Below are 23,885 nucleotides of genomic sequence, written 5' to 3'. Positions count from 1 at the left end.
AATTTAAACTAATGGACTGTTCAGCACGATAAACATAACGAAGCCAGCTCCCGGAGCAGTTTTTACCGTATAAGCCGCATTGATCATATTTAACCTGCTTTCTATATTTTGCATCCCCATTCCTTTTCTGTTCTTCTGATTCGCAGGATCATACCCTATTCCTTCATCCCTATATTGAATAGCTAATAAACCATTTTCAATGAAAATGGATATCTCTATCCGTTTAGTACTCCCATGTTTAATTGTATTGGAAATGAGCTCTTGTAATACCCTGATTAAGGCTAATGCCATATCGTATGGTAATTTGTCTGTAATAGCCTCTACATCATTGATAATGTTTATCAATGAACCATCTTCATTATTTATGCTATCAATTAATTCTTCAAGCGCTACCGTAAAACCAAATAATGCTAAAGCAGGAGGTGATAAATTATGTGATATATTACGTACATCCTGTATAATTTTATCAATTAACAATTTATGAGTGGCCAATACAGCTCCACTCCCCTGTTGTTCAGCAAGATCCTTCCGGTTAATTAACATTCTTAAATTCGACAAAGAACTGCCAACATCATCATGTAAATCCTGGCCGATACGCTTCCTTTCTTCCTCTTGTGATTGTAATACCACCCGCATCAATTCCTTTTGATAACTCATTTCTGCCTCATGGATCTGCTGCCTGTTCTTGAGTAATCTTTTCTGATTGCTGATAAATAAAATCACAAATGAGATCACCAGCAGAGAAATACCACCGGTACATAAAATGATTAACAGAAAAATATTATCCCCTATTGTTTGCTGCATTTACTAAAGCCAAAGGCAATTAAAAGATACATCAGGAGTAAAAGTGTGGCATGGATATTCCACATTAAAATATTAATCGCATAATATTTTTCATTCATCTCTTGTACAGTTAAATTTGAAAAAGAGAAAATAAACAAGGCACCAGAAAAGTATAACAGTATACCAATATTAATCCAGTTTACCGGATTAATTGACCACCTGGTTTCTGCATCATTGCTCTGCGCAAAATAAGCAAGACTGCAGCCCATTATAATTAATGCCTCAACTGGTCTGGCATAGGTATTAAATTGATAAATACTTTGGAAGAACAGGAAGTTTATAATACAGAATACCGGAAAAAGAACCAGCAGATATTTAATTATCGTGCCAGCTGTTTCCTGCTTTAAAACGGACAGATAAAAATAGCTCATCAATACAAATTCGAGTATAGTAAAAACATGCAAAACCGGAAGATTGTTAATCTTCTGGTTTGCAAGCACTACAGCCAATACATTTACTACACAATCCAGTAATAAATAATACCAGATTATTTTTAACGGCCTGCCAGCGTTCCTTCTTTTGGAGGCAGCCATACCAATAGGAATTAAAACACTTACAGGAACAATTATTCCTGTATAGATCAAACTGGCTGGAATTGCCATTATTTTGTATACCGCAAATAAGGCTCAACACTATTCAAACTGTCAAATAGCGGACTCGTGGTGTTACATAAAGTTGGACAAGGCTGAGTGAAATCATATACGGTGGAATATTCTTCTTTTTGTAACATGTCTTCCCTGGATACATTGGCATCACTGGATCTGGTAAGCATGTCATTATTCTGCGCATCCACCGGAACCAGCATACCACAGATTTGCAATGGAAAATCAGGATCAGGTATACTCATATATAACCTTACTGAACTTGCATCCGGATGTTCTTGTTTCAGCAAATCGATGTCTCTCATATTAATATTAATTGCTCTGAAAATTAATTGAGCAGGTATTAATGGCCCAACTGAATCACCAGCCGCATTGGTTTGTGGCAGTTTGGATTCCGCAGGCAATGAGTTGATCATTTTTCTCCAGGATGTTGCTCTTTCAATGGCAACAATCAAAGGAATGGCCGGTGGAGTTTCGGCATTGTTATGTGTTATTTGTACAGATTGGATATGATCAGCGTTTTCCATGATTTTTTTATTTTATATGAATAAGATGTTATTTAATAATACTTTGCAGTGTTCCAATGGCAGCACTACAACTGTAAACCACAGCATAACCAGGTACACCTGCTGCATTTATTGTCCCGGTGCGGAATATGCCAAAAGCTGCTACCCAAAATAAATATTCTACGGTAATCAGCGGATCAGCAATACTTAAATTAGGCGTTGCCACTCTGCCAAAAGTTGCAGATGGTGTATTTCCGCTTGCCATTACTTGTGGTTGTAATTGTTTGGCGAGTTGGCCGGCAAGCAGAGGCTGTAAATTTTTATCCGTTAAAAACAGAGAAAGTTGATTGGTCAGGCTTTTAAAATCCCCCATTACAGGTGCATAATTAAGCACAACACCATAATCATTATTTTTTTCCGGTAAAACAACGGAGGGAAAAACAGCATTAAATAAATATCTTGATTCCAGACAAGCTGAATCAATTGCTTTACCAATAGTCTTTGAAAGTGATGAATCGGGCAAATCTGATTCAGCGAACGGGGGAGGAACCGAAACTTTAATACGTGGTTTGAGCGAGGTAGTAATTAAATTCAGATCCTCAGTAGCGGTTGGAATGTCCGTTATAAGCGTTTCAGTTAAGGTCAGAATTTCTTTTTTGGTGAGAGAAATAATGGAGGCAAATTGTCCCATTGTAATGTTTGATTTAGATTAAAATACTTACTCTTTTACGGCTTTTCAGTTTACGCCCTGTTGCTATTGACAGCTGCTAAATTATCTTAAAATATTGATTTGTAATGGGATAGAAATACCCGATTATTTAAGGTGTTTTCGTCTTTTTACTTTAGATTATTTTTAGTATATAAGAAGCTGAATAAAAATGGCTGAATAAAAATGATTATTGCTGAGAAGTGAATAAAAAGACGATCGCTGGTTGAATAAATAGAAAAAATATGTCGTTTTTTTTATCTTTGGATTATCGATGAATGCCGAAGAAAGACCGCACGACAACAATTTTAGCGAAGAGCTGATTATCCAGGCCCTCCAGTCCTCTCCAGATCCAACCGCCATATATACCGGTGAAGAAATGATTATCCGTTTTGCGAACGCAGGAATGCTTGCGCTATGGGGCAAAGACATTTCGGTAATCGGGAAACCACTAATACAGGCAATACCCGAACTTGCAGGCCAGCCCTTTCTTCCTATCCTTGAACAGGTATGGCGTTCCGGCATCAGCTACTCGGTAACTGATGCCCCTGCCAGGCTAATTAAAAACGGGATGCCGACAACGGATTACTTTGATTATGAATATAAAGCTTTGCTTTCGGCAGACAACAAAACCTGGTGCATCCTGAATACCGCGAAAGAGGTTACATCAAGAAGGGAATACCTGGAGCGGATACAGCAAAAAGAAGAAAAAGAACAGGCGCTTATTGAAGAAATGGCTACCACCATGGAAGAGCTCACCTCTACTAATGAAGACCTCAACATTTCTATGAAATTACTGGAGGAAAGCCGGGAACATGTGAAGACCATCATTGAACAGGCACCGGTGGGTATTGCGGTACTACAAGGCCCGGACCATATTATTGAAATGGCCAATACGGCGATACTAAAGACCTGGGGACGCGAAGGGAAAGAAGTAATAGGACAAGCCCATCATACGGCCAGGCCGGAGCTCGAAGGCCAGCCGGTAAACATGTGGCTGGACAATGTATATGAAACCGGAAAACCAAAGATTAATAAGGAGTTTTTGGTAAAGCTCCGTGATGAAAGCGGACTGAGGGAGGCCATCGTAAACTCGATTTATCAACCCATTATCTCTTCGGGTAAAGTTACCGGAATACTGGTTATTCTGGAAGAAATTACCCAGCAGGTGCTTGACCGCCGTAAAAACGAGAAAGACCAGCAGATGCTTACCCTAGCCATAGATGCGGGCGAACTGGCTACCTTCTATTATGAACCCAGGAACAACCTCTTTTCGGGCAATGCCCTGCTAAAATCCTGGTTCGGACTTTCAGCCGAAGAACACCTGGACCTTTCGCTGGCCCTTAACTCCATCCACGATGAAGACAGGGAAAGAGTAACTGATGCGATAAAGGAATCGCTAAGGGATGGATCGGACGGACAATATTTTATTGAATACCGGATAAACAACCCAAAGGAGCCGGCCCCCAGACTGGTACAGGCCAGGGGAAAAGTATTTTATGATCCGAACGGTAAAGCGGCCACGTTGAACGGTACACTAAGGGATATTACCGAGCAGAAAAAAGACGAACAGCGGAAAGACGATTTTATGGGTATGGTAAGCCACGAACTTAAAACGCCATTAACATCCCTTCAGGCCTATCTACAGGTGCTTCAGCGAGAGGCCAACCTTACAGAAAACACCACTCAGCAAAACGTACTCGCCAAATCAATCAAACAGGTGCGTAATATGAATTCCATGATCAATAGCTTTTTGAATATTTCAAGGCTGGATTCTGGAAAAATGTTGATTGAGAAATCAAAAATCGACCTACCGCAACTCTTTGCAGAGCTGGAGGAAGAAATGCTTTCCTCTATACATACCCATATCATTGTGTTCGAACCTGTGCAAGCGTTAACATTATACGCAGACCGCGAAAAAATCTCGCAGGTGATCCATAACCTGGCAGGAAACGCCGTTAAATATTCGGAAATGGGCACACGTATTACCATTGCCTGCACGGCACCTGATCAGAACAGGCTAAAGTTAACCGTAAGTGATGAAGGTATAGGAATTGCAGGCGAAGACCAGCACCTTATTTTTGAACGTTACCACAGGGTCCAGAATCCTCAAATCGGATCAATTGCCGGCTTCGGGATTGGTCTTTATCTCTGCCGCGAAATTATAGCGCTACATCATGGCCAGATTAGCGTTGAGAAAAGTAACAGCGAAGGAACCACATTCAGTGTTGAACTGCCCATGGGAAATTAAGGCAAGAATATTAATTGGAGGTGATTGTGTTATTGATTCGTGAGGCCAAATTCTATCTTTGTCGTTGTTAGCGTTATGAATTACTAGAACATGTGCCAATGGAGACGATTATTTTAAGACCTGAAAATGAGCTACTGAAAAAATATGTAGAATATTTTCTTTTTTTGAAAAAATCAGACCATAACCTGATCAACTACACCACTTTTCCTAATAGCAACCTTTGTTTGGCTATCTATAAACAGAATAAGGTGACTTATGTTAACGATGGTAAAAATAATATTTGTAGTATAGCCGTGGGGGAAAACAGCTTTTCAAGCCGGATATATGGTTTTCATACCAGCCCTTTTAAGGTGAATCTACAAGGGGAACTCGACCAGGTCTGCATTATATTCCGCGCCGCTGCCCTTGGTGCATTTACAGGTGAGAGGCTGGATTGTGTTGTGGCCGCCGATCGACCTGTAGAGGATTTCCTGCAATTTAAAGATGGCTTTCTGTTAGAGCAGGTTTTTGATGAGCATCATCCGGTTTTGAGGGCAAGGCTATTGGAAAAAGCATTAGTCGGAACGCTTAATGATCGCATTCCTCACAGGTTAAGGGAAGCGCTCGAACACATCAGACTGGCCAGTCATTCAGGTCAGGATACCATTATCGAACTGCTCTGCAAGAAGCTGGGTATCAGTGATACCACGCTTTACCGCCTTTTCAAAAGCCATTTAGGCCAGAACCCTCAGCAGTTTCTTAAGACCGTTCGGTTCAGGAGAGCATTGCCAGTATTACTCGGCAAGGAAGCCCCGCTTACTCAGATTGGTCTGGATCACAATTACTATGATCAGGCGCATTTCATAAAGGATTTCAGGGCTTTTGCCGGGCTGGCTCCAAAGAAGTTGCAAGGAAAGGTATCGTTAGCCCAAGACCAGCTAGCCTGGATTTTTGAAGAATCCAAACATGAATGATTTTTACAATTATTTGGTATAGCTAATGTATTTCTTTGTGCTAAATAAATATTTTTATGCGCAAACTTATCATCCTCTCAGCAATCTGTTTTTTCACTTCGTGTGCCTTAAGAAATAGTAATAAGCCAGGCTTCCCTTTGGCAGGTCTGGAAACGGTTCCCCAGCTAAGCCACACGCAGATGCTTGAGGATCATGATTCACTAGTCTCCCTTATCCATCAGGTAAGCCCCGTTATTTATTTCAATAAAGAGGTTCGCGGAATAGATTTTGATCGTTATGCACGTCGGCTAAGGAAGAGCATCACCAATAAAACGACGATGGCAGATTTCCTGCATATTGTAGATATGACACTGAATGTGGCACAAGATGGGCATTCGGGCAGGCTTGGAAGCTGGCAGCTGAATATCATGAGAACCAACTGGATACCCAATGGGATCATCAAACATATTGACAGCATTTCTATGGTGTATGGGCATACCTACGAAAAGTTTGCCAACCGTAATTTTACTAATAAGCTGGAGCTGAACCTGGTTTATACCAATGGGGATTATTACAACATGCTGCCCTTCTCCTACAAGGGTGTTAAATTTCCGGCATCGATGAGGCTCAGGAGCTGCAATGGTTTAAATGTACATGCCTTTGTGAAAAAACAATATGCCCATATTTCTCCGCTGAGATGGGATAGAGCAAACAGAAAGGTCTACCATGAGGCCTTCTATAAATCTGCCGAATTCTTTAAAAGAGGAGGTCTCCAGTTAGTTTTTGAAGATAAACAGGGAAACATGAGACAACTAAATGCATCCTTGGGAGACACGGTCAGCTTCGGTAAAAAAATTCTGAACCCCTTTGGTTATAATGACGAATCAGTTCCCCTGACAACACATTATTTTGAAAAGGATGGTATTTTTTATGCAAAAATGCCGCTTATGGTAGAGGCCTATGGCGATTCCCTGGCAAAGCAGCTAAAGCCTTTTATTGAAAAAAGCATTGTAAAATCTATAGTACTTGATATAAGGGGGAATGGTGGTGGAAGCGACAATACTTACGCCAATTTCTTAGGCCGGATTATGAAGGATACCCTGAAACAGGATGTTGTAGTTGGGAGGAATTTCAGCCCATACAACCAAAAACAGTTTAATGTCAATGCAGATTCAGTAAAGAGTAAAAAGGGTTTTTCCTTCAATGTTGACGTAGCTACACTTAAGCAGCCCAAGATGTATTTTATTTCCATTCCGAACTTTACCTTTGTACTGCCTGACAGCCTGAACTATAGCTTTAAAGGGAAGGTTTATGTGCTGCAGGACAGATATATCTATTCCTCTGCCTCCAACCTTTCCAATCTTGCAGCCAGGAATGATCAACTGGTCAGCATTGGCGAAACACCAAATCTTTTGGGCGGACTTCAGACGAATCCTTCGATTCTGCAGTTGCCCCATAGTAAGATTATTTTTAGGATCGAGCCGCAGATTGATTTTACCGGAGCAAAATCCGTTGTGGATGCTTTTCAAAATCATGTGGAACATCAGGTAAGTTATTCCATAGAGGAACTTTACCAAAGGGTCACTTCATCAGACGATATTTTCGGGCGCGAATTCTTATATGAAAAGGATCCTATGTTTCAAAAGGTACTGGAACTTGAAGGTGTCCAGCTTAGAAACAAGCGCAGGCCATAGTACTCGGCAGATATTTTTACCCCGATGTATCCTGCTTTACACAGCGAATAGTTTGAATGACATAGCACTTAGATACAGTATATAACTTTGTGGTGAAATTTCTGACGCTTTTAGCAAAAAGGCTATTTCCCTTATAAATATGTTGTTTTAAGCTAATTAAAGATAATTAGCTTGCGACTGTTATTAATTATGGGCTCCGTTTGCCATTCGCAAATAATAATGCCAGATTATGCACAGGTCATTATCATTTCTAAACCTGAGTTCGGTTATTACTACCCTCTTCTAAGGTTTAGAAACCTAATGTTAAAAAAGGTAGAAAAAAGATTGGGTGCGAACAGCAAACGGGGCCATAAAACCGGTTTAAATACTTACTTCCTAACTACGACTATTTTGTGGACGAGCGCAGCCCGTGATCCATCAGTAAGCGGTACAACCGTACCATTTTTCCAGTATTGGGCTGTTCCTGATCCCCCATCCCGGTACCGGCCTACAAAAACATCAGCACCCGAAATGGCTATAGATAAACCAAAAGCACTTTCAGGTCCATTGGATAAAATGACAAGAGATCCGTTTTTCCAATATTTTACCTGGTAGGTGGACTTTCCGGGAGCAATTTCCTGTCAGGCAATGTACACATCGTTTCCCTGTATAAATATGTGATTTGCAAATGCATCGCGACTCCCATCAGTTAGTGAGCATATAGTTTCATTGCCACACATTTATTTTTGGTAACACCTGCCTAACTATTTCAAAAAGCAGACAGCTAATTCCTGTGCTTTTCATTTTCTGTTAGCTACTATAAATAAGATTGGGCTGATAAAGCCGTCTACTTTAGCCCCCTTCCTACCCAAAACACTTAGTTTTGCCTTTTATACGCTGATAAAATTACTGGGCTCCACGGTAAATTGCCCACCATTTCATTTATGGTAACCGGACCCTGTACTAAGCCAACTTTGATTCCAGGTACGCCTGGTAAGTTTTTGTCTTTCTACCCAATAAGTGTTCCAGATCGCCTGATTGATATTCAAATTCACCTTCATCAATCGCGGTTACCCAACCCGTTATAAATTCGGCAACATGACGCGGAACCCCGTTTGCCATTATTCCATCAATATATTGAGCTGTTGTAATGGTGGTAAAAGGAACAGCCTGCCCTTTTATTTCCCCAAGGATTTTTGCAATGCCGGCAAACGAAACAAGATGGCTGCCACCCAAGGAGTAGGTTTTATTTGCGTGCCCCGGCGTAGAAAGTATGACGGCATGGGCTTCTGCCAGTTCATCTCTTGTAGCCGGAGCCATCTTTCCGTTATTTGCAGGAACTTTTATTCCATTTTCGTAAGGATTAGGATCAAAGTAAAGCGATAAAACATCCATAAAGGGCGGGTGGTACACGATGGTGTAATCGATTCCCGAAGATTTAAGTACCTGTTCTGTAAAAAGGTCTGACTCCGTAACCTCAGGCATGATACGTCCTGAACCTTCCTTACGCATGATGGCCATATATACCACATGTTTAACACCAGCCTGGCGTGCGGCGGTGATTGCATTGAAATGTTGGGTAGACCGGTCTGTGAAAGCGACCGCACTAGTGAGCATTACTTTATCAATGCCTTCAAATGCACGTAATAACGAATTATAATCGGAATAATCGCCAAAACGCACTTCGACACCTTTAGCTGCCAGATCTTCTATCTGTTCTTTTTTGCGGGAAAGCCCGATAATTTGGCTTGCAGGAATTCCTTTTTTCAATAATTGTTCAACCGTAGCTTTTCCGATTGAACCGGTAACGCCGGTTACCAATACTTTTTCACCCCCTGGTGTTGTTGAATAATCTGTCATTTTCTTTTTATTGTTTTAAATGATTAATTTTGCTTTTGATTTGCAAGTACAAAAAAAGAAATAATACTTTTAAATTGCAAGTAAAAAATTAAATAATTACTTTCAATATAAAAGTAAAATAATAAAAAGAAACATGAAAACAAGTGAAAAGCGCTCCGATTGCCCCATCAGTTCATCGCTGGATATTTTCGGAGACAGGTGGTCGCTATTGATTGTCAGGGACCTCATGCTCCATAAAACCCGCACTTACGGTGATTTTACAAAGTCGGAAGAAAAAATAGCGACGAATATATTAGCAAATAGATTACAGGTACTGGAGGATCATGGAATAATTATCAAATTACCCTATCCGGATAACAAAGTAAAAGTGCTCTATCAACTCAGTAAAAAAGGTATTGACTTAATACCCACGGTGATCGAAATAGCCCTTTGGGGTGGAAAACACCTGGCCAACACTGATGAATCTTCCCCCTTTCTTAAAGCACTAAAAAAGAACAAAACAAAATTCCTTAACAATATAATGGATAGACTCCTGGCAGAAGATGAGGCTTGACTCTCTAGTATTTTTAATAGTATGGCTTAATAAGCCCCGGGATTTTATGATATTTGTCAGATCAAGATCATAACAACCCGTGAAAACCGCAAAATATTACCTGGCCGCTATATTCGCTTATGCAGTATGGGGCTTTTTTAGTTTAGTTTTAAAACCTTTAAGTGCATACTCTTCGGTAGATATTTTATTTTACCGCATTTTTAGCTGCGCGATATTGATGCTCTTAATTACCACGTTGTTTAAACGTACAGAATTAGTTAAAACTTTTTCCAATATTAAGGCCTTACCTTCCAAAGAGAGACGGAATATGCTTTTGCTGAATATTGGCGGGAGTATCTTCTTAAATATCAACTGGTTCTCCTTTATTTATGTACTCAATCATGTAAGCATTAAGGCTACCTCCCTTGCCTATCTGGTTTGCCCTATTATTACTACTTTGCTCGCTTACAGGCTTTTGCATGAAAAGCTTAACAAAGTGCAATGGACTGCCGTTGGCTTAAGTATATTTGGCTGCCTGATGTTATCGTATGCCAATATTATGGATATGGTTTACGGCATTGTGATTGGGTTTAGCTACGCCGCTTACCTGGTAAGCCAGCGTAAAAATACTGGGTTTGATAAGTTCATTCTGCTCACCTTTCACATTTCGCTTTCCGCACTTATGCTGCTGCCCTTTTACCCTGCCTACAGCGGGCCTGTACCTACTGAAAAGCTTTTTTGGTTGCTCATAGAATTGATAGCAGTTGGCTTTACAGTGATTCCCCTGTTTTTAAATTTGTATGCCTTAAAGGGGTTGAACTCGTCAACAGTGGGAATGTTGCTTAATATTAATCCGATTATTGGATTTATGATAGCAGCTTTGGTATTCCATGAGCCCATTAGTCCATTACAAATGGCGGCATACAGTATCATTTTCATATCGGTTGTTGTTTTCAATGCGCATTACCTTTTAATGAGAAAGCAAAAACACCTGCCGGATAAGAATAATTCGGACCTTGCCTAAGAGCCGGGTTAATAAAAGAGTAAAGATCATAAGGTTTTTAACCACCGATCTACACAGGTTTTGACATCTGTGCTTAAATTATTTTTACCGGTACTGCAGGGTGAAATAATACATTTAATTTTACCAGAAATATTTTTAACCATGGGAGGCACATTGGATTTTAAACTCGTTCAACCTGAGGAATCGATAAAAGATTTTGTTTATTGTTTTTCCTCCCTGCAGAACTTTTCCAATGATCACAAGGCTGTAGTTACTCCCAATGGAAGAATTGACCTGATTTGTTCAAAAACCAATAACAACAAAATACAGGTTGCATTACTGGGGCTGGAAACCCAACCTAAATATCCGGATCAGGAAATATCGGATTTCTGTTCAGTTAGTTTTAATCCACTTGCCATAGAATATATTTTCGGCTTTCCGGTGGCTGATATCATCAATAGCGGGAGGCTGATGCCAGATGATTTCTGGGGTTTGAAAATAGAAGACCTCGATCATTTTGATGCCTTTTGTGATATGATGACCAAGAAAATCACTGCACTTCTACCTGCGGACGTGGATGTACGGAAAAGTAAATTGTTTGAACTGGTTTTTGCGCAGGACGGCGAGATTTCAGTTGCTGAACTCTGTGAAAAGATTTTATGGAGCCCGCGCCAGATTAACCGGTATTTTAATCAACAGTTCGGACTTCCGTTGAAAGCTTATTGCAAAATCCTTCGTTTTCAGGCTTCCCTCTCCCATATCAAAGCCGGAACGCTTTATCCCCAACTTAATTTTACCGATCAGTCTCATTTTATTAAAGAGGTTAAACGCCTTTCGGGGGTTTCACCCAAAGAGTTGTATAAAAATAAAAACGACCGTTTTTTACAATTTTTAGTTGACGACCAAAAGTAATTTTGTAGTCTAATTTAAAGATATGTTACTAAAAAACAAGCAGGTGGCCATTATAGGCGGTGGCCCGGGCGGACTTACGCTGGCAAGGCTTTTACAACAGATGGGCATTGATGTTAAAGTATATGAAAGGGATGTTAACCGAAGTGCACGGGTACAGGGTGCTCCGCTCGACCTGCACGAAAATTCGGGGCTGGCCGCCATACGGAAAGCAGGATTGCTGGATGCATTTAAAAACAATTATATGCCTGAAGCCGACAAAACAACGATTACCGATGAAAACGGTGAAGTGGTTTTTAGCGACCATGACCTCGAACGAATGAAAGAAGAAGATTTCGGGCATGAACATTTCCGTCCTGAAATAGACAGAGGTGCTTTACGGAAGATATTACTGGACTCATTGCATCCTGAAAATATAATTTGGGACAGCCAATTCCTGTTTATGGAAAAACAAAAAGATGGCTGGTTGTTACATTTTAAAAATGGATCGGAAGCGTATGCTGACCTGGTGATTGGAGCAGACGGTGCCAACTCAAAAATCAGGCCCTACATTACTGGCATTAAGGCGTTTTATTCGGGTATTACGATGCTGGAGGGAAATATAGATAATGCTGAACAACAAGTACCCGAAATTACCAGACATCTCCGTGGCGGTAAATTAATGGCCTTCGGAAATGAAAAGAATATTCTAATGGGACAGAAAGCAGATGGAGAAATCGGATTCTATGCAAGTTTTAAAACTGAAGAAGATTGGGCAAAAAGAAGCGGTTTAGATTTTTCGAGCCGGTTGGAGGTGTTGGAATGGTTTAAGAAAGAATATACCGGATGGAGTGATCTTTGGTACGGACTGTTTGAAAATACTGCGGCTCCTTTTATTCCGAGGCCAATCAACTGCATGCCCTTAGACCAAACCTGGAACAGCCTCCCTGATGTTACCATGATCGGCGATGCTGCCCATGTAATGCCGCCGTTTGCAGGAGAAGGCGTTAATATGGCGATGCTTGATGCCCTGGAATTGAGTGAGAGCCTGACAGGCAGCCATCATGTTTCTATACACGAAGCCATTGTATCGTATGAAACAGCGATGCGGAAAAGAGCTTCAGAAATGGCGATGGAATCATTGAAAAACGGGGAAATGATGCACCATGCAAATGCCCTGTCAACGATGTGCAGTTTTTTTGGGGCCATAAGGTAGCTGATTTCACCAGACATTGCATTGGCACCAAAGGTTGGCAATATAAAATATAATATAAGTCAAAAGCCACCCAACTTTCATTATTGGCTTCCCAATCTCCACCCCTGAAAGATATAAGGAGGCTTATCGAATCATCTTTCCATGAGATTATGCATAATTTCTGCCGCTCATTTTTATTAGCGGATGGTAATTATGCATCTTCCTCCCTTTACATCAATATATTTTAATGGTAATCCAGGAAAGGAAAATCTATTCCTTGCTAAGACATGAATCTGCTTTCGTAGCCTCTGGTATAAAATTTTAGTCAACGTATGATTTAAAATATATATTTTGTAGTTTTATATGTTATAAATTAGTATTTTTAAACATCAAAATCTAAAACCATGCTCAAAAAAACGCTCTCACTAGTTTTGGAGGCCCAACAGGGCTTTTCTGGAATTTCCTGTCTGAAAGATCCACTTTTCCTTCATTCGCATCCGTTTCCAGCTTCTTATTAAAGAACTCCGGGTAAATAATGCTTTAATAAATTCAGATTGAATTACGATTGATCATACTTCGCAATCAGTATCTCCCCCATCGTACACCATTATAACTAAATACCATTAAACCAAATTTTATGAAAGTAACGCTGCTCCATATCGTAGAGATATTAAAAAAACATCTCCCACAGGATAATATACCTGAAATATTGTTTGATTCGCCTTTAACAAATAAAGAGTACAACGACAAAAGACAAATATTTAATACCTATTTCCAATTCCGTCCGACGGCAATTGTATTCTGTACCAATACAGAACAGGTCTCGGAAGTAATTAAATGTATCAGGAAATACAATTACACTGGCCCCTTGAGCGTCCGTTCTGGTGGCCATGACCATGAAGGAGAATGTTCGGCAACCGATGGCCTTGTAATAGACCTTTCTAAAATGACAAAGGTTGATATTAAGTCAGAACTCAATTATTCAACCATCCAGCCGGGCATTATGTTTATGGATCTGATTAAACAGATGAATGCAAGGAATGTGGGATTGCCCCATGGCACATGTTATTCTGTACGCATTGCTGGTTTTACATTTGGTGGCGGATGGGGACCCTGGACGCGTCAAAAGGGAATGGGATGCGAAAGCCTTGCCGGGGTAACCCTAGTATTGGGCGATGGCTCATACCGGACAATCATAGATAATAAGCTTATCCCGGAGTATGGCGACCAACCAGTTGTAGATCTTAACGAAGAAGACCGCAAACTTTTGTGGGCACTACGCGGTGGTGGTGGCATGAGTTACGGCATTGTTACGGAACTCATTTATAAAACTTTCACTTTGCCTGATTTTACGACTAAATTCACCGTTGCATGGCAGCAAAAATTTGGTCAGGATATTCCTCCTGCTGTTGATATACTTAAACGTTGGGAAGCGCTTATAGGCTATAATAAAAATCCTGACTTACTGGGTACCAACCTTAAAATAGTTGCCAAATTTAAAGATGTACAGGATACCACTCCAGTGGATAAATCTTTACATGATTGCTATTTCTATGGATATTTCATGGGTAATAAAGACAATTTCGTGAATCAGCAAGATTTTGAAGCCAACCTGAGAAAGATTATTGAAGAAAATTGGTTTCCAGAGGGTGAGTTTGGACAGTACAATGTTAATTTTGAAGACAGTATTGAGGCCGTATTATCCAATAATGTAACCAATGGCTCCGGTAAACTGACGGCGATACCTGATGACAACAGGCGACAATGGAGTACATTCTCAGCCTGGGACAGAATTGTGAAATGGGATACCGGGCAGGATAAACATCCGCTGCTGGAAGGTATATATGATACCGATAGTTTGCCTCCTCATTTTCAAGCTATTCCACCTGAAATAGACAAACCTGCCCCACATAAAATCACTTCAAGGTTTGCCATGGTTACCGATGATGAAAACATTGCTTCGGAGCGGAGAATTAAATTGATAGAAAGTCTTGAATCAAACCTTTTAGTTACCGAGGGTGAAAATCAAGGCATGAATACTTACTTTACTTTGGGCGCTATGACGGGGAGCTATTACCGGGATTATGATTTTAATGCAAATCAGTTTCCGCAAGGTAGTTCATTTGCCTATAAAAAATGCTTTTATACCGTGCAATATCAGGCCTGGTGGGACAATGACGGTCGCGAAAACCCGAAAGTGCAACCTTATGTAAACCGGGCTTTGGATTGGCTGGAGGCTTGCCGGGATTATGAGATCCCTGCTACTTACGGAGCCTTCATCAGTTTCAAAGACAGTAGCATTCCAACCCGTGTTTATTTTCAGGAAAATTATGACCAGCTTAAAGAAATAAAAGAAACGTATTGCAATGATCCTGACAATTTGTTCAGCAGCCGCAAAACGATTATCTGATGGAATAAATTTCCCCAACAAAACTGGTACAATAGGCATTTTTTGGTAACCGTCACAAAATTCAGGCACATTAACGCTTTCGTGGCGATGTTTTGTTCCTTGCTAACTACCAGATTGATTGATCCTTTATAAATACACTATAAAATCCATTTACAATCAAAAAACTATACAACATGTCTGACATTAAACAAGTAATCATTCACCCGGCCATCGGTGTTGCCCGGGTAGGCAATAGTCCGGATGAATATTTTCTCCTGCCTGATCTCATTAACGAACCAATAACCGATCCTGGCAATTTCAGGGATAGCCAGGGGCGTATTAAACGGCAGGCGGCCCGTTTCCGGCTTTTCGGTGCCGATGAGCAAGGCAATATCATCCGGGAACTTACTGCGGAAGATGGCGATATCACCTGGACCGTACACGTGGCTAACAAAAAAGCCGCCTGGTACGATTTCGATCTTGCACTGGATATTCCACAGGCCACTGGTGTTTATCCGAAATATCCGCCGGTAGAAAGCAAGTTACGCAATATTAACGTCGCCGATTCCCACCGCCCGAGGCTGGTGATTGATGGCGGTGTAGTGGCGATTTCCGGCATCAATACCAATTCTGGTGGCAATGATTCCGAATTCGCTTTCGATAAAGGCACATTTTATTCTCCGCATGGTACGGATACGCCGGTTTACCTGGGCGAACTGCGTACAGACCAAAATGGTAGTTTGCTTTTCCTTGGTGGGCGTGGCCTATCTGCATCATACGATGGTAAGATGGCAACTACTTTTGCCAATAACAATACCTGGCATGATGATACCTCTGACGGTCCGGTTGATGCAAAAATTAAACTGAATACAGGAGAAGTGCTCGAGGCGACCGGTGCATGGGTACTCACTGCTCCACCAGATTATTCGCCAGGGATACAGGCATTTGTAACCGGATACGACCTGCTGGCACAAACGGCCAGCGAAATGGGACAGTCTGTGTTACCGGAAACGCCGGAGTTCTGGGCGAACATCTATCCGATGCTGCAACGCATGCCACTCAACGGGTGGGTGAATGCGGGTATTTTTAAGCAGTATGGCTGGGGTAGCCCAGGGAATCTTTCCACTCCTGAAATGGTAGCGAAGCTTTCTGATGCATCTGATCAATACTTTGAACTACGGCAAGCCATTTTCCGCCAATTCCGTAATCCTGATTACGCAACCATGCAGGCAGAGCTTTTCCCGCCGATTTATGGCGATGGACTGCAAAGTTTTAAAAGCAGCGATACAGATCCGCGTAATTTCATGGCTGTAATGCCTTTTCAATATGAATATCTTCAACAGTGGGCAAACGGCAACTTTACGTTGAACGACAAGTCTGGAACTGTTCATTATGAAGACCTTTCTCCTGCCGAACAGGCCAGTCAGCTGGATCGCACCACGCTTGATGAAACCATTGGCGGGCCTTTTCACCCGGGATGCGAATATACCTGGCCAATGCGGCAACCCATCCTGTATTCGGCACCGTTTCGCATCAAACGCAGGTTGGATGATCCGCTTACCTTCGGACCAGTGCTTAATTCTAAAATCGCGCTGGCACCGGGAGGTCCTTTGGACGGCTCTGCTGCCGGCGATATTACCAAATGGATGGCCGTGCCCTGGCAAACGGATACTTCCAGCTGCTTAAGTGGCTATGTAGAAATTATGGGTCAGTATGTACCAACTTTCTGGCCGGTTAGAGTGCCTAACGATGTGCTTACGGAAGCGGATTACGAAGTGATGATAAGTGGCAGCAGCAGCCTGGAAGAGAAAAATTCTGCCTTTGGCAACCGGGTAAAGTGGCTGCGCGGTGTGGTATATGAGTATGGCTATCCATCGGTAAAAGTGAGTCCTTATACCAAAGGCATTAACGATTTTATCAGCCAATGGCCCGATGTAGGTATTTTGATCCAGAAAGAAGGTAATGGCGATGCCAACTTCCCTGATAAGATGTGGGTAGAGAATGGACGAACCATAGGAGAAGAGCAGATTACTGCAGACGCAATGCTGAAGGCTGCGCCAGAGCATGGACAACCAGCAGAAGATTCAGGTTACCTGTGGATGGTAGAGCGCGCTGAAAAGAGAAAGAGAGGATGATAACAGATGTGCTGATTATAGGCAACGGCCCTGCCGGGTTGGCTTCAGCAATCACTTTACGGCAGCACGGTGCATCGGTAACGGTGGTGCACCGGCCTGCAGTGGATGTTATCCGGGCGGGAGAAAGCCTCGCGGCTTCCGCCCGTTACTCACTTATCGAACTTGATTTATGGGATGACTTTTTAGCTGCAGCTCACCCACCCTGCTATGGCAATTCCTCTTGCTGGGGAGATGACCGGCTATTCTTCTATGATTTTATCCAGTCATCGTTCGGAGAGGGCTGGTATTTGAATCGTACAGCTTTTCAGTCTATGATGCTCCAAAAAGCAGTAGCCGCCGGAGTTACTTTAATCGAAACGAACCGGGCCTTCGGGCTTACAAGGGAAGGGATGCGTTGGCAATATACTGAAGGCCATTCCCACATCAACGCTGCTACAATAATCGATGCCAGTGGCAGGAACAGTTGGCTGAGCAGGCAACTTGGTATAAAACGCATTCGAGAGGATAATCAGGTAGCGGTGGTTAGCTTGCTGGCCTCCTCTAATCCCCTAAGGAGTCAACAAAGTCTTATTGAAGCAGTTCCTGACGGCTGGTGGTATGTTTCGGAGGGTGGAGAAGGAAAGGTAGTCCGCATCTTTTTTACAGATCCTGACCTGCATGACCGGGCAGATTGGCTAGATCCCTTATATTGGCGCAGGAAAAGTACGCAAACGCGCTTTGTAAAACATCGGGTGCCGGTAAGTCGTTACAGCGATGTATTGCCTCTCCAATATACTTCAGCAGGAAGCCATCATTTGGAGCATTATGCCGGCGAAGGTTGGTTAGCGGCTGGCGATGCCGCCTGTGCGTTCGACCCATTGTCTTCCCATGGTATCGCTTTTGCGCTACGCAGTGGCATTGATGCCGGCCTCGCGGCGAAAGATGAACTAGCGGGTATTTCGGCAGCCGGAACTCATTATCATCAAAAGATTCAACTCGCCTTTCATTTGTATGGGGAGCAACGTGCAGATCTGTACGGTAAGGAGACCCGTTGGAAAGACCATCCTTATTGGGTAAGAAGACATGGCGAGCAAAAATCAGCAGTTGCTAAGGATAATGTGATTATAGGATAAAACAGCAGTCGTTTGACATTAGTATTATCAAAATTGCTGATATTTATAGAAATAAAAAACCAGGCAATATATTTTTGCGTATATGGTAATGTAGGGGGTGAGAGTCCTACATCCGGCGAAAGCCTGAGAGCGTTAATTTAGATTGGGGATAACCATTAATTTGGTTATCCCTTTTTTCAAAAGCCGAAAACATAAAACTTCTGGTTCATTAAGTAGTAATCTTCGCTTACAGGAACAGCGCTTGCAACCGGTACTACCGAATTAGGAAAAGCATTAAGTTCAGTTAATATAAACGCCTGGTGTTTATATATTTATCAATCTTCTTTAGTTACTTTAACATCAGTAAAGTGGCCTAATGTTCCTGGCCCTATCCACAACCCAATGCTTCCCCGAATATTTTTACCCTGTTTTAGATCATTTACAATTAAAGTAGGCTGAGCTGCACCGTTAATATACAGCCTGGCAGTTTCATCCTTTACTACAATCTTTATTTTGATCCATTCTGCAGGCAATATATCAACATATGCTTCATACTGTCCCGGCGTTTCCTTTCTTAATTTTTCCCAGGGATATCCGGGAATAGAAATATACTGGCTGGAGTGGTTTCTGCGTAATTGATCATCTGCCCGGCCATTGGTAGGACGTAAATAAAAAACCTCCATTTTTGAAGCATCTAAAGCCGCCCTGAACGCAATACCTACAAATCCCCGAGCTGTTGCTCCGGCATCTGCAAGTGGTTGCCCGCTAATTGTCGCTTCAATTACCCCATTATGAAATTCAATATCTTTCAAAATTGCAAGTGTATTATCTCCATCAGGCTGACCTTTTATTTCCAGGGCTAAGGCATTTTTACCTTTATAGACAGATTTTTCGACAGTTACCTGAAACGGAATTACATCAGATGGAATCATCGATTTGTGCTGTGCTTTAGATTTTAAACCTAACATTAAGCTTAACATCAAAATAAATAAGAGCTTTTTAGTCATAAGGAAAATAATTTTCAGCATTTTAATCCTTCTAAAATAAGAAAAATATGTTTTTCAAACTCATAAAGAATGTATATCCTCTGTCTGAGGACTGGTATGGTTGTAGCTAAATAAAAAAATTGACTGACACAGTAATTTTTCATGTTTAACAAGCTGGGAATTGATTCCTGCAATAGAATTTTTCGGTTTCAGAGCATACAGCCTTTCGAAACCATACACTTACTTCGTGCCATACCCGGGGGGATTATCTGTTAAACAAAAAGGAACAATATGATCATCCCCACAATCCCAAATACCAGGAACCGGATCATAAACAGACAAGAAACAACCAAAATCATTGCTCTCCATCTGTTCCTCACCTGAACTTCGCGACACCTTCCCCGAGCAAGGTTTTGGCGCCGTAACTACCTCCTGCTCGCTACCAGGCACAGTAAAAACACCCAGTAAAGCCAATGGCGTATAAAGAAAAGCCCAACAGAGAAAAAAAAGCGGCAGATAACTATTGTTGTTCTTCATCGAAAGCAAAAATTTTGGTAAAACATTAATTAACAAAAGCAAAGGCCGCATCCGGAAATAACATTCCGGAACAGCTAAAGCCACCACTACACCCAATTGCGTAACAGATTAAGCAGCAGAAAAAAGTCGACCTCTGCCTAAAATCCGGGCATACCAATCACAGCAAAACCGATTATTTTTTCAAACGCAAAAAATAGAGAATGGAAGGAAAAAAATACGATAAGAAACCAGGCGTCACGTTCGAAAGCAAACAAAAAATGAGGCAGGTCATCATCATTAAGAACCTTATTAATATTAATCATAAATAGCCAACCTGCCCCAGCTCAAAAAATCACTCCGGATTCCTGGGTTTCAAGGCATAAAGCCGATCAAATGTGCAACTTAACAGAAACTGGCATAGAATTATTTGAAAATGACGAACAATTAAAATAACATATTGGGGTATACTCACCTTGGGAAGTACCAACCAGTTAATCCAAATTATTTTTTGTTTGCTCATAATCGTATGTTATGAGTCCTGACGGAGAGAGGAAAAGTGGGCTTCTCAAACCATAACCTCATAATGTTTCTCACGCCTTACGTTGAAATGGAATTACAGCAGAAGCCCACTCTTATTTTGGAAGCTAAAGATAGCTATTCCGCTATAAGAAATGGGATAAAATCTGCTGTCCTGCTCCAACGGCGTGAGATTTGAGGTTGCAAGACTCTTAATTTTACCTTGTAATGGTTTTATTTTTATTATGTTAATGTAAATAAAAAAAACTTAATGTCAAGTAATTACATGACAATTTTAAATAATATAAAGGCCTTTGCTAATTATATTTTTATTGGTAGTGAAATGATTCTTGAGAAAGAAAAAATAATTGTGAAAAGATTAGGTCATCATTTAAAACCTTTGAAAGAGACGCAGAAAATTTCTTATCGTAAATTTCACAAAAGAAGTGGGGTTAATACAGGAGATGTTATTAAATATGAAAATGGAGAAACCAGTCCAAGCTTCATTATAATAAAAGTAACATCACCTTTAAATATGCCACCTTGTAAGACTACTCACCGAATCACTCAATTTTTTATGCGATTTATTGCATATTTTGGGTTTTCCGGTAAAACATAAAACTTTGCAATCATTTGATTTGCAATATTTTATGTAGTTTTGATACTATCTTCTGTGATCCCGCTGGGATTGGCTCAGTCCCGCAAAACCCCGAACCTGGTCCTGAGCCTTTTACAAATCGAACCCATGCCGGCGCTTCTGTTCGAATCCCAGGGGGAATAAAACAAAAAAACCTCACATTTCTGTGAGGTTTCTTGTGATCCCGCTGGGATTTGCACCTAGTGCTAAAATCAGCGTTTAAATAGTATTTTAGGCTGTTTTGTAATTCTACTCATTGAATTACTCACTATTTTTTTAATACGTTTTAGCTGCAATTGCTATACATAAATATACGTTTTTTTTATCTATTTTCAAAAAAAACTATGCAACCAATAGATAAGAGCCCAGTCATGTGTCAAACTCCTTAAGCAGTATTTTGCGGTAGCTCAATATTCAGATTCTGGGTTTTAGTTCATAATATGTAAACGCTATTTTATTTTGTTATAGGCCTCGATAAATTTCATTTCTAGATGAATATTATATGTTATCGCCTCGGCAATCAAACTACCATGGACTCTGTGGGGAGTCCTTGCCTTATCCAAATAATCTTCCGTATTGACAGTAAGATATACGAACTTCAACCCATAGGACTTTACCTTATCAGCAACATCCAATACTGTTTCCCAAATAGCACAATCTTTGAATTCTGGCTTTTTTGCAGAAGGAGGTTGCTTTTTTGAGACTCTAATTAAAGCATTTTGAGCAATCTCATCTGTCGTCAAATATGTACTTGCCTGACAAATTCCATCCGCTATTTTTTCTAACTCTGCTATAAGCCCCTTATCTCCTATATGGTCAGAACAATAATTACTTGAAAAAATATGGTTGATCATATCAACGCTATTCTTATGGAAATCAGATGTTAGGTTTAGGCTCTCGTGAGTTTCTGCCATAATTTTGGCAAAATGTTCATTCCATTCAATTATGGTCAATTGGCTACATACACTATAGATTTGGTTAGTATCAATAAGCTTTTTTATTTCAATTATTGATTTAAGCGTATTAATATCACCATTACGGTAAACCAGTCTGATAATATCAAGCAATGCGCATGTATCCCAAAAGAAAATAGGTTTTGGATTTACTGAAAAGACGTTTTGAACAAAGTCTGTAGCAGAGATTGGAATTTTATTTAGAATGCTCATATTTTTCCAAGATGTCTAATGCATATTCCAAATCGACAGCTAGCTTCCAAGCCAAATCTTCCGACCAACCTTCATTTTCTTCAAGCCAACGCACGAATTCATCGGAGTTAAGCTTAACGTTCTGCCGAAAAAGTGTAAATACGAATTCACACCATCTCTCGAAATCAAAAGGATTCGTATTTCCAGTTGATTTGTTTGCCGATCTTGAAAATCGGTATAATCTTTCGTATGCTTCTTCGCCAATAATTTCGGTCATGGATTTGTATGGGCTAGTGATCATCGTGTCCAACTCAAGTTTTACAGCTACCTTTTTTACCACACATTTATAAAGTTGATCCAAGATGAAATTATACTGTTCGTAAGTCAGCTTTCTAGTAAGGCTTGGAATTATATTGAAAACTTCGAATTCATTTTTAGAATGGCGCATCCAAACAAATGCCTGCAGGTCAGTGTTGTTATTGAAAGAGAATTTAGGGCTTTCTAAACAAATAATAATGTCATCTGTCATTACATTTTTGATATAGTCTTCTTCAAAATCGCTTCTATTAAGCCATTTGTTTTTTTTTGCTTCATTTATTAACTCTGTTCTGAACTTTAAAGCGAGGTTGGAGTTGACGAAGACAATTAACTTTTGATATACTTCCATTTTAAAAAATTGTTCTATTTCTGCCCTTAATAACAATCAAAAATACTAATTTTTTTTTGATCAGGTACTTTCGATGCAAGGCTTATTTACGATTGAACTTTAGCACCTTAGGAAATTAAAAAACACATAAACCGCCTTTAAAATACCAATATTAGAATGAGATTCAATTAATAGTTTTTAGTTAGACAAATGATGAACTATGTTGACGATAATTATTTAGTTATTTTGTCCTATCAAACGTTTGATCTATGTTTTTCCACCACTTAAAAAATTTCAGCCCTTATTCTGGTCACATCTATGATGATATGAGAGTTTCTTTTATTCATAGGGAATTGATTAGAGATGGTAAGGCTTATTTTATCAGTGATACAGACCTGTACGATTTCCTGAATATAAACGAAAGTACCAGTGTCAATTATACGAATGAATCTTATGGTGAATGGGATATAAAACAAAAAGAAATTTTTGAGCCATGCTTTTTCGATGGTTACAATGAGGGCATTAATGCATTTGAACTTAATCTAGGTGTATCTTATCCGGCACTCAAGCACGAACAGAAAGTACAGTTCCTAAAAGTGTTTTGCCTGCATTGTCTTGATTTTCTATATTTAGATGGTGATCTTGATAAAGATTTGTTTTATAATTTAGGGTATTTGCAAGCCAGTCTGTACAGGGGGGTATAGAAATTATTTAGAAAGTTATTTAAGGCGTGTTGAACCAATTATTCAGGATTTGAAGATTGAAGCTTTCATAAAATAGTATTTAGGTTTTTGGGATTAGGTAAACTTTTTATCCATTGATTCGACTACTTT

General features: G+C 40.4%; 22 protein-coding genes. 13 read left to right on the top strand and 9 right to left on the bottom strand.

All coding sequences use genetic code 11. From position 1 onward, the window contains the following. Positions 1-3 precede the first annotated feature (3 nt). Genes KYH19_RS08485 through KYH19_RS08470 form a run of 4 tightly spaced genes read right to left on the bottom strand, consistent with a single transcriptional unit; the run spans position 4 to position 2,642 of the window. Positions 4-804 (bottom strand): sensor histidine kinase, encoded by an 801-nt coding sequence (locus KYH19_RS08485; RefSeq protein ID WP_219078337.1) that lies wholly within the window; start codon positions 802-804, stop codon positions 4-6. Beyond that, complete coding sequence (locus tag KYH19_RS08480; protein WP_219078336.1) at positions 789-1,445, bottom strand: hypothetical protein; 657 nt, start codon at positions 1,443-1,445, stop codon at positions 789-791. The genes KYH19_RS08485 and KYH19_RS08480 overlap by 16 nt, the downstream gene beginning before the upstream one ends. Further along, positions 1,445-1,972 (bottom strand): hypothetical protein, encoded by a 528-nt coding sequence (locus tag KYH19_RS08475; RefSeq protein ID WP_219078335.1) that lies wholly within the window; start codon positions 1,970-1,972, stop codon positions 1,445-1,447. The genes KYH19_RS08480 and KYH19_RS08475 overlap by 1 nt, the downstream gene beginning before the upstream one ends. A gap of 28 nt (positions 1,973-2,000) precedes the next feature. Continuing rightward, on the bottom strand, positions 2,001-2,642 hold the full coding sequence (locus KYH19_RS08470) for a hypothetical protein (RefSeq protein WP_219078334.1): 642 nt from the start codon (positions 2,640-2,642) through the stop codon (positions 2,001-2,003). Positions 2,643-2,931: 289 nt separating this feature from the next. Between KYH19_RS08470 and KYH19_RS08465 the strand changes: the two genes are divergently transcribed. The 4 genes from KYH19_RS08465 to KYH19_RS08450 all read left to right on the top strand — a co-directional run bounded on the left by KYH19_RS08465 (position 2,932) and on the right by KYH19_RS08450 (position 8,128). Beyond that, entirely contained in the window at positions 2,932-4,908 is a 1,977-nt protein-coding gene (locus KYH19_RS08465; protein WP_219078333.1) for an ATP-binding protein, read from the top strand. 98 nt (positions 4,909-5,006) lie between these two features. Beyond that, on the top strand, positions 5,007-5,861 hold the full coding sequence (locus KYH19_RS08460; protein ID WP_219078332.1) for an AraC family transcriptional regulator: 855 nt from the start codon (positions 5,007-5,009) through the stop codon (positions 5,859-5,861). A 56-nt stretch (positions 5,862-5,917) separates the two neighbouring features. Next, positions 5,918-7,534 carry a S41 family peptidase gene (locus tag KYH19_RS08455; RefSeq protein WP_219078331.1) on the top strand — a complete coding sequence of 539 codons (1,617 nt, stop codon included), beginning with the start codon at positions 5,918-5,920 and terminating at the stop codon, positions 7,532-7,534. Between the two features lie 219 nt (positions 7,535-7,753). Continuing rightward, positions 7,754-8,128, top strand: a complete 375-nt coding sequence (locus KYH19_RS08450; RefSeq protein WP_219078330.1) for a hypothetical protein — start codon at positions 7,754-7,756, stop codon at positions 8,126-8,128. 348 nt (positions 8,129-8,476) lie between these two features. On the opposite strand, the gene KYH19_RS08445 is transcribed toward KYH19_RS08450, so the two are convergent. Beyond that, positions 8,477-9,373, bottom strand: coding sequence for an NAD(P)H-binding protein (locus KYH19_RS08445; RefSeq protein ID WP_219078329.1), 897 nt, complete (start codon positions 9,371-9,373; stop codon positions 8,477-8,479). Between the two features lie 133 nt (positions 9,374-9,506). Between KYH19_RS08445 and KYH19_RS08440 the strand changes: the two genes are divergently transcribed. The 7 genes from KYH19_RS08440 to KYH19_RS08410 all read left to right on the top strand — a co-directional run bounded on the left by KYH19_RS08440 (position 9,507) and on the right by KYH19_RS08410 (position 18,627). Then, positions 9,507-9,926 (top strand): helix-turn-helix domain-containing protein, encoded by a 420-nt coding sequence (locus KYH19_RS08440; RefSeq protein WP_219078328.1) that lies wholly within the window; start codon positions 9,507-9,509, stop codon positions 9,924-9,926. Positions 9,927-10,005: 79 nt separating this feature from the next. Continuing rightward, positions 10,006-10,929: an EamA family transporter gene (locus tag KYH19_RS08435; RefSeq protein ID WP_219078327.1), complete on the top strand. Its 924-nt coding sequence runs from the start codon at positions 10,006-10,008 to the stop codon at positions 10,927-10,929. A 141-nt stretch (positions 10,930-11,070) separates the two neighbouring features. Then, positions 11,071-11,820: an AraC family transcriptional regulator gene (locus KYH19_RS08430; protein ID WP_219078326.1), complete on the top strand. Its 750-nt coding sequence runs from the start codon at positions 11,071-11,073 to the stop codon at positions 11,818-11,820. 22 nt (positions 11,821-11,842) lie between these two features. Continuing rightward, a complete protein-coding gene (locus KYH19_RS08425; protein WP_219078325.1) occupies positions 11,843-13,012 on the top strand; it encodes an NAD(P)/FAD-dependent oxidoreductase in 1,170 nt (389 codons plus the stop codon). Positions 13,013-13,628: 616 nt separating this feature from the next. Further along, positions 13,629-15,401, top strand: coding sequence for an FAD-dependent oxidoreductase (locus tag KYH19_RS08420; protein WP_219078324.1), 1,773 nt, complete (start codon positions 13,629-13,631; stop codon positions 15,399-15,401). A gap of 173 nt (positions 15,402-15,574) precedes the next feature. After that, positions 15,575-17,515, top strand: a complete 1,941-nt coding sequence (locus KYH19_RS08415) for a LodA/GoxA family CTQ-dependent oxidase (protein ID WP_219078323.1) — start codon at positions 15,575-15,577, stop codon at positions 17,513-17,515. Further along, the gene (locus KYH19_RS08410; protein ID WP_219078322.1) at positions 17,512-18,627 is read left to right on the top strand and encodes an NAD(P)/FAD-dependent oxidoreductase; all 1,116 of its coding nucleotides are present in this window, start codon (positions 17,512-17,514) and stop codon (positions 18,625-18,627) included. The genes KYH19_RS08415 and KYH19_RS08410 overlap by 4 nt, the downstream gene beginning before the upstream one ends. Positions 18,628-18,941: 314 nt before the next feature. Here the strand turns inward: KYH19_RS08410 and KYH19_RS08405 are convergent, their stop codons facing one another. Both KYH19_RS08405 and KYH19_RS08400 read right to left on the bottom strand, forming a co-directional pair. Then, a complete protein-coding gene (locus KYH19_RS08405; RefSeq protein WP_219078321.1) occupies positions 18,942-19,574 on the bottom strand; it encodes a hypothetical protein in 633 nt (210 codons plus the stop codon). Between the two features lie 258 nt (positions 19,575-19,832). Further along, complete coding sequence (locus KYH19_RS08400) at positions 19,833-20,129, bottom strand: hypothetical protein (protein WP_219078320.1); 297 nt, start codon at positions 20,127-20,129, stop codon at positions 19,833-19,835. Between the two features lie 766 nt (positions 20,130-20,895). Here KYH19_RS08400 and KYH19_RS08395 point away from each other — a divergent pair. Further along, entirely contained in the window at positions 20,896-21,243 is a 348-nt protein-coding gene (locus KYH19_RS08395) for a helix-turn-helix transcriptional regulator (RefSeq protein WP_219078319.1), read from the top strand. 467 nt (positions 21,244-21,710) lie between these two features. On the opposite strand, the gene KYH19_RS08390 is transcribed toward KYH19_RS08395, so the two are convergent. Further along, entirely contained in the window at positions 21,711-22,427 is a 717-nt protein-coding gene (locus KYH19_RS08390; RefSeq protein WP_219078318.1) for a PIN domain-containing protein, read from the bottom strand. Beyond that, entirely contained in the window at positions 22,411-23,073 is a 663-nt protein-coding gene (locus tag KYH19_RS08385) for a hypothetical protein (RefSeq protein ID WP_219078317.1), read from the bottom strand. Before KYH19_RS08385 ends, KYH19_RS08390 begins: the two co-directional genes overlap by 17 nt. 248 nt (positions 23,074-23,321) lie before the next feature. Here KYH19_RS08385 and KYH19_RS08380 point away from each other — a divergent pair, with 248 nt between their 5' ends. Next, entirely contained in the window at positions 23,322-23,756 is a 435-nt protein-coding gene (locus KYH19_RS08380; RefSeq protein WP_219078316.1) for a hypothetical protein, read from the top strand. The last annotated feature ends 129 nt before the right edge of the window (positions 23,757-23,885 follow it).

The sequence above is a fragment of the Pedobacter sp. D749 genome, from assembly GCF_019317285.1.
Classification (GTDB): Bacteria; Bacteroidota; Bacteroidia; order Sphingobacteriales; family Sphingobacteriaceae; genus Pedobacter.
Note: the sequence above shows the minus strand (reverse complement) of the source record. Positions and strands in the feature narration are given on the sequence as shown.